14 protein-coding genes are annotated in these 13018 nt (G+C 67.5%); 3 read left to right on the forward strand and 11 right to left on the reverse strand.

All coding sequences use genetic code 11. The annotated features are described in order from the left end of the window. The first annotated feature begins 268 nt into the window (after positions 1-268). Positions 269-1144, forward strand: coding sequence for a DMT family transporter (locus ACRWQA_RS01425; RefSeq protein WP_263582141.1), 876 nt, complete (start codon positions 269-271; stop codon positions 1142-1144). On the opposite strand, the gene ACRWQA_RS01430 is transcribed toward ACRWQA_RS01425, so the two are convergent. The 3 genes from ACRWQA_RS01430 to ACRWQA_RS01440 are packed head-to-tail and all read right to left on the reverse strand — an operon-like array spanning position 1141 to position 3749. Further along, the gene (locus ACRWQA_RS01430; protein WP_263583900.1) at positions 1141-2013 is read right to left on the reverse strand and encodes a metal ABC transporter permease; all 873 of its coding nucleotides are present in this window, start codon (positions 2011-2013) and stop codon (positions 1141-1143) included. The genes ACRWQA_RS01425 and ACRWQA_RS01430 overlap by 4 nt on opposite strands. A gap of 43 nt (positions 2014-2056) precedes the next feature. Next, positions 2057-2845 (reverse strand): metal ABC transporter ATP-binding protein, encoded by a 789-nt coding sequence (locus ACRWQA_RS01435; RefSeq protein WP_263582142.1) that lies wholly within the window; start codon positions 2843-2845, stop codon positions 2057-2059. After that, a complete protein-coding gene (locus ACRWQA_RS01440; protein WP_434229579.1) occupies positions 2838-3749 on the reverse strand; it encodes a metal ABC transporter solute-binding protein, Zn/Mn family in 912 nt (303 codons plus the stop codon). Before ACRWQA_RS01440 ends, ACRWQA_RS01435 begins: the two co-directional genes overlap by 8 nt. A 166-nt stretch (positions 3750-3915) precedes the next feature. On the opposite strand from ACRWQA_RS01440, the gene mntR reads away from it, so the two are divergent. Beyond that, on the forward strand, positions 3916-4398 hold the full coding sequence (mntR, locus tag ACRWQA_RS01445) for a manganese-binding transcriptional regulator MntR (protein ID WP_263582144.1): 483 nt from the start codon (positions 3916-3918) through the stop codon (positions 4396-4398). A gap of 48 nt (positions 4399-4446) precedes the next feature. Here the strand turns inward: mntR and thiE are convergent, their stop codons facing one another. Continuing rightward, a complete protein-coding gene (thiE, locus tag ACRWQA_RS01450; RefSeq protein WP_434229577.1) occupies positions 4447-5061 on the reverse strand; it encodes a thiamine phosphate synthase in 615 nt (204 codons plus the stop codon). Positions 5062-5115: 54 nt separating this feature from the next. Next, a complete protein-coding gene (locus tag ACRWQA_RS01455; RefSeq protein WP_412031187.1) occupies positions 5116-5634 on the reverse strand; it encodes a C40 family peptidase in 519 nt (172 codons plus the stop codon). 138 nt (positions 5635-5772) lie between these two features. On the opposite strand from ACRWQA_RS01455, the gene gloA reads away from it, so the two are divergent. Next, complete coding sequence (gene gloA / locus ACRWQA_RS01460; RefSeq protein ID WP_263582146.1) at positions 5773-6306, forward strand: lactoylglutathione lyase; 534 nt, start codon at positions 5773-5775, stop codon at positions 6304-6306. Positions 6307-6319: 13 nt separating this feature from the next. Here gloA and ACRWQA_RS01465 read toward each other — a convergent pair whose 3' ends face one another. The 6 genes from ACRWQA_RS01465 to ACRWQA_RS01490 form a co-directional block, all read right to left on the reverse strand. Continuing rightward, entirely contained in the window at positions 6320-7057 is a 738-nt protein-coding gene (locus ACRWQA_RS01465) for a DODA-type extradiol aromatic ring-opening family dioxygenase (protein WP_263582147.1), read from the reverse strand. 84 nt (positions 7058-7141) lie between these two features. Then, positions 7142-7585, reverse strand: a complete 444-nt coding sequence (locus ACRWQA_RS01470) for a DoxX family protein (protein ID WP_263582148.1) — start codon at positions 7583-7585, stop codon at positions 7142-7144. An 81-nt stretch (positions 7586-7666) separates the two neighbouring features. Next, the gene (locus ACRWQA_RS01475; RefSeq protein WP_263582149.1) at positions 7667-8581 is read right to left on the reverse strand and encodes a LysR family transcriptional regulator; all 915 of its coding nucleotides are present in this window, start codon (positions 8579-8581) and stop codon (positions 7667-7669) included. 19 nt (positions 8582-8600) lie between these two features. Then, positions 8601-9761 carry a lipocalin-like domain-containing protein gene (locus tag ACRWQA_RS01480; RefSeq protein ID WP_434229576.1) on the reverse strand — a complete coding sequence of 387 codons (1161 nt, stop codon included), beginning with the start codon at positions 9759-9761 and terminating at the stop codon, positions 8601-8603. Further along, positions 9758-12265 (reverse strand): FtsX-like permease family protein, encoded by a 2508-nt coding sequence (locus ACRWQA_RS01485; protein WP_434229574.1) that lies wholly within the window; start codon positions 12263-12265, stop codon positions 9758-9760. The genes ACRWQA_RS01480 and ACRWQA_RS01485 overlap by 4 nt, the downstream gene beginning before the upstream one ends. Then, positions 12265-12948 carry an ABC transporter ATP-binding protein gene (locus ACRWQA_RS01490; protein WP_263582152.1) on the reverse strand — a complete coding sequence of 228 codons (684 nt, stop codon included), beginning with the start codon at positions 12946-12948 and terminating at the stop codon, positions 12265-12267. The genes ACRWQA_RS01485 and ACRWQA_RS01490 overlap by 1 nt, the downstream gene beginning before the upstream one ends. Between the last annotated feature and the right edge of the window lie 70 nt (positions 12949-13018).

Here is a 13018-nt window from a genome sequence, read left to right on the forward strand (position 1 = left end):
GACCCGGTGATGTCGTTGATGAAACTCTGCGAGAGCGTTATTGGCATCGCCCGGGGGCTCTTAGTCCGCTATGTTAGGCTATGCCCGAAAACTGGCTGCACTCGGCCATACGGCGTTAAAAATCAGCTAAAAGTACTCATTTACACCCCGTAAACTCCGTATTTTCGCCGATTTTTGCCTTGTCTGGCCTTCGCTCGCCGACTTTTTGGACAAAGCCTAGGGTGTCATTTCTTGCACCGATAATGTGCAGGCTAACAGGGAGGAACATATGTCACCGTCGCTGCGGGGCATTCTGTACATGTGTGCCGGCGTGCTGTGCCTCGCCATCGGCGATGCCATTGCCAAGTGGCTGGGCGAAGTGCATTCGCCGCTTCAGATCATCTTCTTCCGCACCCTGGTCTCGCTGCCGCTGATCGCACTGTTGGCCCACTATGGCGGTGGGCTTACCAAACTGCGCACCCGTCGGCCGGGGGTGCATCTGGTCCGTGGCCTGATCTACACCGGCACCATGGGCTGCTTCGTGCTGGGGTTGACTATGCTGCCACTGGCCGAGGCTACGGCCATTGCCTTTGCTGCACCGCTGTTCGTCACGCTGCTTTCGGTGCCGCTGCTCGGCGAGCGGGTCGATCTTCAAGTCGTGGCGGCTTCGCTACTGGGCTTTGCCGGCGTGATGGTGGTGGTGCGGCCGGGCGGCGAGGGTTTCCACCCCGGTGCGTTGGTCATGCTGGCCGCGGCGGTTTTCTATGCTCTGCTGATGATCACCTCGCGGCGCTACGGGGGCCGCGAACACCTTTGGGCGATGGTGTTCTACATCACCCTGGTACCTCTGGTGATCACCTCCGTCACCCTGCCGTGGGTCTGGCAGACGCCCCATCCCTGGCATTGGCTGGGGTTCCTCGGTGCCGGGGTGATCGGGGTGGGTGCCACGGCCTGCATCACCATGGCCTTTCGCTTCGCCCCGGCGGCCATCGCCGCACCCTTCGACTACACCGCCATGCTGTGGGCGGTGCTGCTGGGCTGGTGGTTCTGGGGCGAGATGCCGGATGTCTGGGTGTTCGTCGGCAGTACGCTGATCATCGGCAGCGGCTTGGCGATCGCCTATCACGACCGCCGGACGACCCTGAAGCGCCGCCCCACGTCTTAAACGCGGTTCAATCGCCAGCGCCGCCAGTGGCGGGCCACCAGCCCATGCCGGGGGGCCGCCAGCAGGGCGACGAGGAACAGGCTCGAGGCCACCAGCACGATGGTGCCGCCCGAGGCGACATCCAGTGTCACCGAGAGCACCAATCCCACCACGGCGGAGGTCACGCCGACGGCAACCGAGATGGCCAGCATGGTGGTGAAGCGGTCGGTGAGCAGGTGCGCCGTGGCCCCGGGAGTGATCAGCATCGCCACCACCAGGATGATACCCACGGTTTCCAGGCTGGCGACGATGGTCAGCGTCAGCAGCATGATCAGCCCGTAGTGGATGGCGCCGGTATTGAACCCCAGCGCCTGGGCCTGCTGCGGGTCGAAGGTGTAGAGCAGCAGCGGGCGATAGGCCAGCCAGATCGCCAGCAGTGCCACCAGGCTGGCCATCAGCGTCAGGATCAGCGCCGAGGTCTTCACGCCCAGCACGTTGCCGAACAGGATGTGCATCAGGTGGGTGCTGGTAGCGATCTTGCTGATGATCACGATGCCGAGCGCGAAAGCAGCGGTGAACATCAGCCCCATGGCGGCATCCGACTTGATGCGGGTGTGGCGCTCGATGGCGCCGATGCCCAGCGAGGTCAGTGCGCCGGTGACGAAGGCACCGATGAAGAACGGCCAGCCCAGCAGGTAGGCGATGGCCACGCCGGGCAGCACCGCATGGGAGATGGCGTCACCCAGCAACGACCAACGCTTGAGCACCACATAGCAGGAGAGCAGCCCGCAGATCGCCCCCACCAGCACCGAAGTGAGCAGGGCGCGCTGCATGAAGCGGTATTCGAAGGGGGCGGCCAGGTTATCAGGCAGCAGGTTGACCGCCATCATCAGCAGCGCCGTCAGCGCATCGATCACGCTCAGGGCGAATGGCTCAAGCTGCGACACGCGCACCTCCATGCCTGGCTTCGGGCGCCCCTACCGCCAGGCGTGCCAGCATGGCGTCGCTGAGCATCTCGTCCGGCGTCCCCATGCCGACCAGCATACGGTTGATCAGCAGCACGTTGTCGGCATGGACGCGTGCGCTCGGCATGTCATGGGTCACCATGATGACGGTGCGCCCGGCGTTGCGCTCGCGCTCGAGCGTCTTGAGGATCAGTGCCTCGCTGGGAGGATCCACGCCCGCCAAGGGCTCGTCGAGCAGCAGAATCCTGGCCTGCTGGGCCAGGGCGCGCGCCAGCATCACGCGCTTCTTCTGGCCGCCGGACAGCGCCCCGATGGGGCGTGCGGCGTAATCGGCCATGTCCACGGCCTCCAGGGCGGCTTCCACGGCCTGCCGATGGCTGGGGTTGGCCCAGTGTCGGGGCACCAGGCGCTGCCACAGCGGATCCTGGCGCATCAGGCCGTAGCGGCCGGTCAGCACCGTGTCGCGTACCGAAATGGGAAAGTCCCACTCCATACGCTCTTGCTGGGCCATGTAGGCGATGTTGCCGGCACGGCGCTGAGCGGCGGGGCTCTCGCCGAGAATCCGCAGTTCGCCACGCAGCGGCGCAAGGCTGCCGATCACCAGGTTGAGCAGGCTCGACTTGCCGGCACCGTTGGGGCCGACGATGGCCGTCCACTGCCCCTGTGGCAATGACAGGGTAATGTCCTCGAGCACGGTCTGCTGGTGGTAGGCCGCGCAAAGCCGGCGTGCCTGCAGCGCCGGAACGGAGTCAGTCATGTTCGCCTCCCAGGGTATCGAGCAGCAAACGGGCGTTGTGACGCAGCATGCCGGCATAGTCCGGTGCTTCGCCCTCCGGCTCGCTGAGGGAATCGACATAGAGCGGACCGGCGATCTCCACCTGGGTCTCGTTGGCGACGCTGCGCACGTGGCGATCGGAAATCGTGCTTTCCCAGAAGATGGCGGCCGGACGGCGCTCCTCGATCTTGTCGACGATGCGCATGACCTGATTCGGCGAGCCCTCCTGCTCGGCATTGTTGCCCCAGATGCCGTCGTGCTCGAAACCGAAGGCGTCGGCGAAATAGAGGAAGGCAGCTTCACTGGTGATGAGCAGGCGCTGCTCCTCGGGAATGTCGGCTAGGGTCTGCGTGAGTTCGTCATGCAGGGCGTGCAGCGACTCCTCAAGAGCCTCGGCGCGTGCCTGGAAGGCCTCGGCGGCGTCCGGCCGGGCCTCGGCCAGGGTGTCGGCGATCACTCGCGCGTACTCGGCAGCGGCACGTGGATCCATCCACATGTGCGGGTCGGGCTCGCCGGCGAAGTCGCCGGTGGCGATCGGCTGGGTGGCGTAGCCGCTCTCCTCGGCCAGGGCGATCAACGGCACGCCACTGCCCACCGTGGCCTCGACCTGGCCGATCCACTGCTCGAGGCCGTAGCCGTTGTAGAACACCACGTCGGCTCTCTCGAGGGCGATGAAGTTGCTCGGCACCAGCTCCCATTCGTGCACCTCGGCGCCAACCGGGGTCAATACATCGACTTGGGCATCGTCACCCGCGACCTCGCGTACCAGGTCCCCCAGCACGGAGAAGGTAGCCGCCACTCGCAGCGGAGATTCCTCGGCATGGGTCGCGGTCGGCAGGGCCAGCGCGAGGGCGCTGAGCAGCACCAATCCCTTGGGAACCGGCATCGGTCACTCTCCTTTGGCGGCGGAGCCGTTGAATGTGGGTTGTTTCGTTTCAGTGAGTTTCTAAGTGCATGGCTAGTATTTTAGCCAAGGTTAACTTGTAGGGTAGTAGGAATTCTCTATCGGTGCACGGTTGCTGCCCTATCAGTACTTTGGCTATATTGGCGCGATGACCGACTCCCCGAACGATGTGACGCCGGATCGCCTTAGCAAGGCGGACGCCCTGCCGCCGAGCGACCAGCATGCGCAGCAGTACGCCGCCGTGCGCAACGCCCATGAAACCGAGCTTATCGAAGATTACGTGGAGCTGATTGCCGACCTGCAGGAGCACCAGGGGGAAGCACGTTCGACGGACATCGCTGCCCGCATGGGGGTCAGCCAGGCCACGGTGTCGAAAATGGTGACCCGGCTCAAGGCGCTGGAGCTGGTCTCCAGCAAGCCCTACCGTTCACTGTTTCTGACCGAGAAAGGGGAAAAAATGGCGGCGATGTCGCATCAGCGACACGCCATCGTGCTGCAGTTCCTGCGCGCCCTCGGTGTCAGCGACCGTACCGCACGCATCGATGCCGAAGGCATGGAGCACCACGTCAGCCAGGAAACCCTGGACGTCATGCAGCGCTTTTCTCGTGAGCAGGAGAGCCGAAGCTCCTGAGAGCCGGTTCTCCGCACCCACGCTTCTACTGTTCTTCAGATCTCTTCTTCAATCGGCGAAGAACGCCCGTGCGGCGGCTTCCGGGTCCGGCTGCCCACAGATCGCCGACACCACCGCCGGCCCCTTGGCGCCGGCTGTGCGCACTCGTCCGGCGTGTTCCGCCTTGAGCCCGCCGATGGCCACCGCCGGCAGGGGGCTGGCCGCCACCAGGGCTGCCAGACCCTCGAAGCCCAGCGGCGTGGCGTGGTTCTGCTTGGTCGAGGTGGCGAACACCGGGCCCAGGCCGAGGTAGTCGAGCGCGTCCGGGTCGAGGCGGGCGAGCTGGTCGTGGGTCTGCACCGAGAGGCCAAGAATGGCCTTCTCGCCCAGCTCGGCCCGCGCCGCGGCCACGTCGCCGTCGTCCTGGCCGATATGCAGGCCATCGGCGCCGCTCGCCACCGCCACCGCCAGTCGATCGTTGATGATCAGCGGCACGCCGCTGCCGGCCAGCGCCGCCTTGAGGCGCCGCGCCTGGTCGATCATTTCGCCGTCGGAGGCCTGCTTGTCGCGCAGCTGTACGATAGTCACACCGCCACGCACCGCGGCCACCACGGTTTCCACCAGGCCACGTCGGGCGCAGAGTTCAGGGTCGGTTACCAGATAAAGAGAAAGGTCGAGGCGCATCGAATCACCGATGAGATTGGTGTGCCCTCATCTTACCTCTACCGTGCGGCGAGTTCATGGGGCGGGGCTGGCGGCGCCCAAAAACCTATCCTGCCAGTAGTCGATATGCAGCGGCACACTGGTGACCTTGCGGCCACTGCCCGGGGCGTGAATCATCTGTCCGTTGCCGCGATAGATACCCACGTGAGTGGCCTTGCGCCGGTCGCCGAAGAACAGCAGGTCGCCGGGCTGGGCGCGGTCGACGGCGGGTAGTGAGCGAAACTGCTCGTCGGCGGTGCGCGGTACCTGGATGCCCGCCGAACGGTAGGCCATTTCCACCAGGCCCGAGCAGTCGAGCCCCTCCGCGGAGTTGCCGCCCAGGCGATAAGGAGTGCCCAGGGCGTTCTTGGCGGTGGCGAGTATCAGCGCCCGCTCGATGGAAAGAGCATCCGAGCCGGGCCGCGGGTCATGGGTGGCCAGGTCGCGGCTGGCGCAGCCGGCCATGAGCGCCAGTAACAGCAGCCATACCGCGACGCGGCCATGGCGCCATAGGCAAGACGGGTCGGTGGGACGAAGCCAGGGTCGGGTCGGCATGGGGGTCGCTCGTTGATTGTCTGCGTCCTCCTACTTTAGCGCGCAGCGTAGCGGAGTGGCAGCCGTCTGCGGCTGGAAAAAAACCGGGGCGGGACGCATTATCAAGCGAAGACCGATACGACGACCGAGGAGAGTCGCATGAGTTTCAGGGGCGAACGGCATCCGGGCGTGAAGACGCCCTCCGCGGATTCCATGGGTTTCCGCCTCAATCACACCATGCTGCGGGTCAAGGATCCGGAAAAGTCGCTGGCCTTCTATACCGGCGTGTTCGGCATGCGCGTGCTGCGCCGGCTCGATTTCGAGGAGCTGGGCTTCTCGCTCTACTTCCTGGCCAAGCTGGAGGAGGGCGCGGAGGTACCGGAGGACGAGGGAGAGCGCACGGTGTGGACCTTCCGCCAGACGGGGCTGCTGGAGCTGACCCACAACTGGGGAACCGAGACCCAGGCCGACTTCGCCTACCATGACGGCAACGCCGAGCCCCAGGGCTTCGGCCACATCTGTTTTTCGGTACCCGACCTGGAAGCCGCCGAGGCCTGGTTCGATGCCAGCCGGGTCACCTTCGTCAAGCGCTCGGACCAGGGCAAGATGAAGAACGTGGTGTTCGTCAAGGATGTGGACGGCTACTGGATCGAGGTGGTCCAGGCCGACCGCCTGGCCCAGTTGGGCGACTGACTGCCGCACGCCCTCAGGCGAAGGCGTAGAGGTCCATCGCCAGCACGCCGTGCTCGACGCTGTGGTGCAGGCGGCTGGCCTCGCCGCCCGCGCCCAGCGCCACCAGCAGCGGCTGGAAGTGCTCGGGCGTGGGGTGGTTGCGCCGCGCCTGCGGGGCGGTTTCCCACGCGAGCAGGGCATTGCGCTCACCGCTCGTCAGCTTCTCGTGTATCCAATCGGTGAACTCGCCGACCCAGGCCGGCATCGGCGTACCCGCTGCCTGCATCTCGGCGAGATTGTGGGTCAGGCTGCCCGAGCCAACGATCAGCACGCCTTCTTCCCGCAGTTTTGCCAATTTCTCACCCAGCGCTATCAGATCCTGGTTCGACCAGGTGACCGGCAGCGACAGCGACACCACCGGCACGTCCGCCGCAGGGAACATCAGCGACAGCGGCACCCAGGCGCCATGGTCCAGGCCGCGCTCCACCGGCACGGCATTGAGCTCGCGCGCCAGGCGCAGTGCCAGCTCCGGCTCGCCCGGCGCCGGGTACTGGCATTCGAAAAGCGCACGGGGAAAGCCGCCGAAGTCGTGGATGGTCTCGGGCCGCGCGCTGATGCTCACCAGCAGGCGCTCGCTGGCCCAGTGGGCCGACACCACGACGATGGCCTTGGGCGAGAGCGTCGGACCGAGCTCACGCAGGAAATCGTGCGCCGGCCCCGGGGTGAGGGCCAGCATGGGTGAGCCGTGGGAAAGAAAGAGGCTGGGTAACATGGCGATGCTCCTCGTCGGACGGCGCCGCGGGGCGGCGCCGTCCTGTGAATGATAGGAGGCGGAGGATGGCGGAGCGAACGCCGTTCAGGCGAAGCGACGGTTGAGCACGAAGCTGCCGCTACCCAGCCCTGCTTGTACCACCAGCGCAACGGCCCAGAACACCGGGTACTCCCAGCCGCCGCCCGGGTTGGAGAAGACCCAGCCGTTGCCGGCATGCACCCAGGCGGCGCCGAGCAGCACCGGGATCAACGCCAGGCTCACCCAGCGTGTGTAGACGCCGAGCAGCAGGGCCAGACCGCCGCCGACTTCGGCCAGAATGGTCAGATAGGCGATGAAGCCGGGCAGGCCGATCGACTCGAAATAGCCGACGGTGCCGGGCACGGTGAAGACGAATACCTTGAGCAGGCCGTGGGCCAGGGCCATGACGCCGAGCGACACGCGCAGCAGGGCGGTGGCATGGGCCTGAAGGGATTGGGTCTGTGAGGCGTTGGCCAGCGTGGGGCTGGCTTGCGTGGCTTGTGTCTGCATGGGAAGGACTCCGTTGTTGTCAGGGATGCCTTCACTCTACGCTGCACGCTTGCAGGGATAATCATCGCTAGGCGAACAACATCATTGCGCGAGAGGCGACAATCCCATCTCCCGTTCCCATTCGGGAGGATCTCCCCACGCCTCGGCCAGGAAATCGAGCAGACGTTCGACCTTGGCCGGCAGGTGGCGTCGCGCGGGGTAGACGCCGTGGATACCGATGGTCACGCTGGCTTCCTCGATCAGCAGCGGCACCAGGCGACCGCTCCTGATGCTTTCGTGGATCAGGAAGCTCGGCTGGTGGGCGATGCCCAGCCCGGCCTCGGCGGCCTGGGTCAGCACGTCGCCGTTGTTGCTTTCCAGCGGGCCATGGACCGCCAGGCGCTCACTGCCGAACTGCCAGTCGGTGCCGCTGGCCGTGCGGTAGCGCAGGCAGCGGTGCTCGGCCAGTTCGGCCAGCGTGCGTGGTTCGCCGAAGCGCGCCAGGTACTCGGGCGAGGCGCACGGTATCATGCGGCAGCGCGCCAGGCGCCGCGCTACCAGGCTGGAATCCGGCAGTTCGCCGATGCGAATGGCGAGGTCGTAGCCCTCCTCCAGCAAGTCCACCCGGCGATCGTTGAGGTCGAGGCGTACCTCCAGGGCTGGATGCACGAGCATGAAGCGGGCGATGACAGGGGAGAGAAAGCGCATGCCGAAGGACATCGGGCCGTTGACCCGTAGCCGGCCGCACACCTCGGTGCTACCGGCGCCCAGCTCGGCTTCGGCCTCTTCCAGTGCCTGCAGGATGCCCTGGGCGCGGGCCAAATAGCTCTCGCCGGCCTCGGTGAGGTGCAGGCGCCGGGTGGTACGCTGCAACAGCCGCACGCCCAGGTGGCTCTCGAGCTCCATGATCAGCCGTGAAATCCGTGTGCGCGACAGGTCCAGCGTCTCGGCCGCTCGGGTATAGCTGCCGAGTTCGGCGACGCGCACATAGGCGGTCATGGCATCCAGCAGGTTCATGGTCCTTCCTCGCGTTGCGTCAGTAACCCGTCATTTCCAGATAGCCCATGCCCTTATCTTCCCCGCTATCGGCATCGCGCGCGACCACTTCGCCCTCCCAGTAGGGCACGCTGGTGTCCATCCAGCGTTCGGCGTGGGTTGCCTCGACGATCAGCTCAATGCCGGCGCGGGGAACATCAAGGCGCCAGCGGGTCGGCACCTCGCGCCCCGCGACCTGCTGCGTTTCGAGCGGTCTCATGGCGATCTCGTCCGGCGCCAGTGCGGTGGGCTCGCCTTCGGGCGAGATCCAGGTGCCCGAACGGTAGTCGCCACCGTCCTCGCCGCCACCGCGCAATTGAAAGGCCATCAGCTTGTGGCCGCTCTCCAGGTGCAGCGAGAACCAGTCCCAGCCCTGCTGGCGCTCGTCCAGCAGTTGGCTGCTCCATTCGCGATCGAGCCAGCCGCGCCCGTGCACCGCGCGCATCTCGCCATCCAGCGTCACCTCGCCTTCGATGCGCCAGAACGGCTGGCTGTAGTACATCGAACCCTGGCCGTCGGCCGATTTCTGGCTGAAGCCGGCGTCGCCGTGCAGCACCAGCGGCCCTTCCGCGATCAGCGTCAGGTCATAACCGAAGCCGCCGTGCTTGTCGTTCTGGTGGGCTGTCAGCTGCAGCTCGGCGAAGGTGTTGCCCGCGTTGACCGAGCCTGGCGTTTCGTCTGGTGTTTCCCCATTGCTGGCCAACTGCCAGTGATCGATCCAGGCGCGAAAGGGTTCGGCGACCGCGCCCGCCTGCCCATCCTCGTCGCTCGAATGGCTGCGGGCGAAGCGCTCGGCCACTCGGTGGGTATCGCCCCGGGAGACCGCCATGTGCGCCATCCACAGCTGGTCGGCGGCCCAGGGGGCGGGCTCGGGGCGTGCGTCCGGGGGAGTGAGCGCCTGGCGGAACAGCGTCCACTGCAGGCCCAGCGGTTCGCCGCGCTCGTCCTCGAGGTTGGCGGTGAGGTACCACCATTCGATGCGATAGTCCGGGTGGGCGGCGTGATCCTCGGGAAAGCGCAGTTCGATACGTTTGTCCGCCTGGGCGAAGCTGCCGGCCTCCTCCCCCAGCCCGGCGAAGCCGGCGGGTTCGCCGGGCGGCGTTGCGTCGCCACAGCCGGCCAGCGTCAGCAGCAGGAGCGCGACTACCAACCAGGGCCTCATGTGCCGCCCTCCTCGGCCAGCAGGGCGCGGGGCGGCGTGCGCCACAGGCGGACCGCGGGCAGTGCCGCGGCGAGCAGCGCCACCGCGCCGGCGGTCGCCAGGGTCAGGACGATATCGCCAGGGAAGACGTGCAGCGGCAGGCGCCAGCCGAAGGCGGCCACGTTGATCACCGCCACCAGCCCCAGCGCGAGCAGGCTTCCCAGCGGCACGGCGAGGGTGCCGACGGCCAGCGCCATGCCACCCAACTGTGCCAACTGTACCGTGACCAGCCGGGCACGCGGTACGCCCAACGCCCACAGCGGGGCGAGCTGACGCCGGCGCTCGCCGGCCTGAGCCAGGAGACTCGCAAGCAGGGCCAGGGCGGCCACCGCCAGGGTCAGCACGCTCAGCGCCCGGGTGATGGTGAAGGTGCGTTCGAAGATTTCAACGGACATGCGTTTCACTTCGCGCTGATCCACCAGCGCATCGCTGCCGAGCTCGAAGCGACCACGCAGTGCGTTACGCAGAGCAGCTTCATCGGCGCTGGCGGCGAGCACGATACCGATCGAACTGGGGGAGGCGGCGAAACGCTCGGCCAGCTGCGGTGTGGCCAGCAGCACCTCGCCGCGGGTGTTGCCGTAGTCGGGATAGACGGCGGCTACTGTCAGCGTCTCCTGCCCACCCGGGGCCGTCAGCGTCAGGCGGTGGCCTGGCGCCAGGCCCTGGTCGATGGCCAATTGCTCGTTGACGAACGCCTCGCCCCTGGCGAACGACTGCCAGGCGGCGTCGCGGCCGGCCTGGGTACTTAGCAGCGGCCAGCTCGGGATCAGCGTCGCGCCGGGGGTGATGCCGTAGAGGCCGACCGGCAGCTGCAGCGAGCGCAACGCTTCGGGGCTAGCGATCTCGAGCAGGGTGGCCTCGGCATGGCGGGTCGGCAGCAACTCGTTGACCTCGGGGCGCTCTGCCAGCCACGCCTGCACCGCATCGAACTGCTCTGGCGCCGGGCGCAGGTAGTAGTCCGCCACCAGGCGCTGGTCGAGCCAGTCGAGGAAGGTGAGGCGAAAGCCGCCGACCATGCTGCTCACGCCCAGGTTGGCGGAGAGTGCGATCAACAGCGCCATCATGGCGAGCGCCAGCCTGGGCAACTGCAGCTGCAGGTCGGCCAGTGCCCATTGGGCCAGCGGCCGGCGCCGAACCAGGCGGCCGAGCCCGGCCAGGATCAGGGCGATCAGTGGAGGCAGCAGCAGGGCGCTGGCCAGCAGCAGCGAGGCGACCAGGCCGAAACCGACCAGCAGCCCCTCTCCGGCGGGCTGGCGCGAGAGCCATATCCACAGCACGAGCCCAACCGTCGCGACGCCGCCTCCCGCCAGGCTCATGCCGCGCAGTTGGCGGTAGAAGCCGGCGCGCCAGGCCTGAGCCTGGCCCAGCCCCAGCACGCTCAGCTTGGCGGCTCGCCACAATACGCCGCTGCCTGCCAGCAGCAGCCCGCCCAGGGTGACGCCGAGCCCGCCGAGCCAGTAGTGCCAGGGCAGATTGAGCGTGACCGCCACATCGGCGCCGTAGAGGCTGCCCAGGGTGGCCGCCACGTCGGGTAGCAGCACGCGCGCCAGCCACACGCCGCTGACGATACCGGCCAGGGCGCCAATGACTCCCAGCAGCAGAAGCTCCAACGTCAGCAGCCCGACCAGGCCGCGCCCCGACACGCCGAGCGCACGCAGCGTGCGCAGCATGCCCAGACGCTGCTCCAATGCCAAGCCCAGCGCCGCCTGGACGATGAACAGCCCCACTACCAATGCCAGCAGCGCCATGGCGGAGAGATTGAGATGGAAACTCTCGCTGAGCTGGCCGGGCGAGACCAGCGTCGCCGCCCGGGTTATTACCAGCCCCTCGGGGGCGCGCTCCAGCGCGCCGGGCGCGGTGACCAGCCGCGACAGCCGCTCGCCGCTATCGAGCAGGGACGCCGCGGCGGCGATATCCATCACCAGGGTGCCGGGGGGCAGTGTGGGGGAGAGCACCAGCGGCGGCAGCCGGGCCTCGACCAGACCGGCCAGGCGCGGCTCGGCGCCGCTTGCCTCACCAGCGCTCAGCCCCAGCGCGGGCAAGGTGTCCGGGGCGATGCGGGTCTGCCACGGCGGGGTGAGAAAATCGGTCAGCTCGCCCTGGCTCGAGGCGGCGGCGAAGGTACTGTCGCCGGGCAGGGTGAAGGGGTCGATGCCGATCACCGTTAGCCGGGTGCCGTCCGGCGCCTCGATGGTGCCTTCGAGCAGCGGCGAGACGGTCAGGCCGGCGCGGCGCAGGCGCAGGAAGTCGTCGCGGGTGAGCGTCTCGCCGTCGCGGCGTTCCAGGCGGTCGAGCCCGGTGGTGAATAGCGCCTCGGCGCGGGCGTAGCTGTCGCGGGCCGAGGCGTTGATCGCCTGTACGCCGCTCCACAGTGCGCCGGCCACCCACAGCCCCAGCAGCAGCATGGCGAGTTGGCCGGGGTGGCGCTTGTAGTGCGAAAGCAGTGTCGTCAGGGCGGTCAACATCAGCGCTGGCTCGCCTCCAAGCCGGAAGGCGACTCGAGCCGGCCGTGGGTCAGGCGCAGGCAGCGGTCCAGCGGGGCAGCGACTTGCGGGCTGTGAGTCACCATCAGCAGGGCGCTGCCGGCCTCGCGCACGAGATCCAGCAGCAGCTCGAGCACCTCCGAGGCGGTGGCCTCGTCGAGGTTGCCGGTGGGCTCGTCGGCGAGCAGCAGGGCGGGGCGCGGTGCCAGCGCACGGCCGATGGCCAGGCGCTGCTGCTGGCCGCCCGAGAGTTGCTCGGGGTAGCGCCGCTCCAGGCCGGCGAGGCCCAGTCGCGCCATCAGGTGCGCTGACCATTCGGCTTGCTCGCGATTGGCCAGGCGCGCCTGCAGGCGCAGGTTGTCGCTCACGTTCAGGCTCGGGACCAGGTGGAACTGCTGGAACACCAGGCCCAGGGTATCGCGGCGCAGCCGGGCACGGGCCGGCTCGTCCAGGGCGGAGAGCGAACGTCCCGCAAGCAGCACCTCCCCGGCATCCGGCAGGTCGAGCCCCGCGGCCAGATGCAGCAGGGTCGACTTGCCGCTGCCGGACTCACCCATCAGCGCCAGGCTCTCACCGGAATCCAGGCGCAGGTCGACCCCCGCGAGCACCGCAAGCGGCCCTTGGGGCGTGGCGTAGGTCTTGTGAACCTGGCGGAGTTCGAGCATGGCGGCTCCCGTCGATGGCGCTACCGATGATCCCTTGGTCGCAGAGCATCTGGCCAAGGCTGCGGGTAAC

Source organism: Billgrantia sp. C5P2 (assembly GCF_051062895.2).

What these genes read in the sequence shown, in the direction of transcription:
- ACRWQA_RS01425 (WP_263582141.1), top strand. Translation starts at nt 269, where the DNA reads ATGTCACCGTCGCTGCGGGGCATTCTGTACATGTGTGCCGGCGTGCTG.
- ACRWQA_RS01430 (WP_263583900.1), bottom strand. Translation starts at nt 2,013, where the DNA reads ATGATGGCGGTCAACCTGCTGCCTGATAACCTGGCCGCCCCCTTCGAA.
- ACRWQA_RS01435 (WP_263582142.1), bottom strand. Translation starts at nt 2,845, where the DNA reads ATGACTGACTCCGTTCCGGCGCTGCAGGCACGCCGGCTTTGCGCGGCC.
- ACRWQA_RS01440 (WP_434229579.1), bottom strand. Translation starts at nt 3,749, where the DNA reads ATGCCGGTTCCCAAGGGATTGGTGCTGCTCAGCGCCCTCGCGCTGGCC.
- mntR (WP_263582144.1), top strand. Translation starts at nt 3,916, where the DNA reads ATGACCGACTCCCCGAACGATGTGACGCCGGATCGCCTTAGCAAGGCG.
- thiE (WP_434229577.1), bottom strand. Translation starts at nt 5,061, where the DNA reads ATGCGCCTCGACCTTTCTCTTTATCTGGTAACCGACCCTGAACTCTGC.
- ACRWQA_RS01455 (WP_412031187.1), bottom strand. Translation starts at nt 5,634, where the DNA reads ATGCCGACCCGACCCTGGCTTCGTCCCACCGACCCGTCTTGCCTATGG.
- gloA (WP_263582146.1), top strand. Translation starts at nt 5,773, where the DNA reads ATGAGTTTCAGGGGCGAACGGCATCCGGGCGTGAAGACGCCCTCCGCG.
- ACRWQA_RS01465 (WP_263582147.1), bottom strand. Translation starts at nt 7,057, where the DNA reads ATGTTACCCAGCCTCTTTCTTTCCCACGGCTCACCCATGCTGGCCCTC.
- ACRWQA_RS01470 (WP_263582148.1), bottom strand. Translation starts at nt 7,585, where the DNA reads ATGCAGACACAAGCCACGCAAGCCAGCCCCACGCTGGCCAACGCCTCA.
- ACRWQA_RS01475 (WP_263582149.1), bottom strand. Translation starts at nt 8,581, where the DNA reads ATGAACCTGCTGGATGCCATGACCGCCTATGTGCGCGTCGCCGAACTC.
- ACRWQA_RS01480 (WP_434229576.1), bottom strand. Translation starts at nt 9,761, where the DNA reads ATGAGGCCCTGGTTGGTAGTCGCGCTCCTGCTGCTGACGCTGGCCGGC.
- ACRWQA_RS01485 (WP_434229574.1), bottom strand. Translation starts at nt 12,265, where the DNA reads ATGTTGACCGCCCTGACGACACTGCTTTCGCACTACAAGCGCCACCCC.
- ACRWQA_RS01490 (WP_263582152.1), bottom strand. Translation starts at nt 12,948, where the DNA reads ATGCTCGAACTCCGCCAGGTTCACAAGACCTACGCCACGCCCCAAGGG.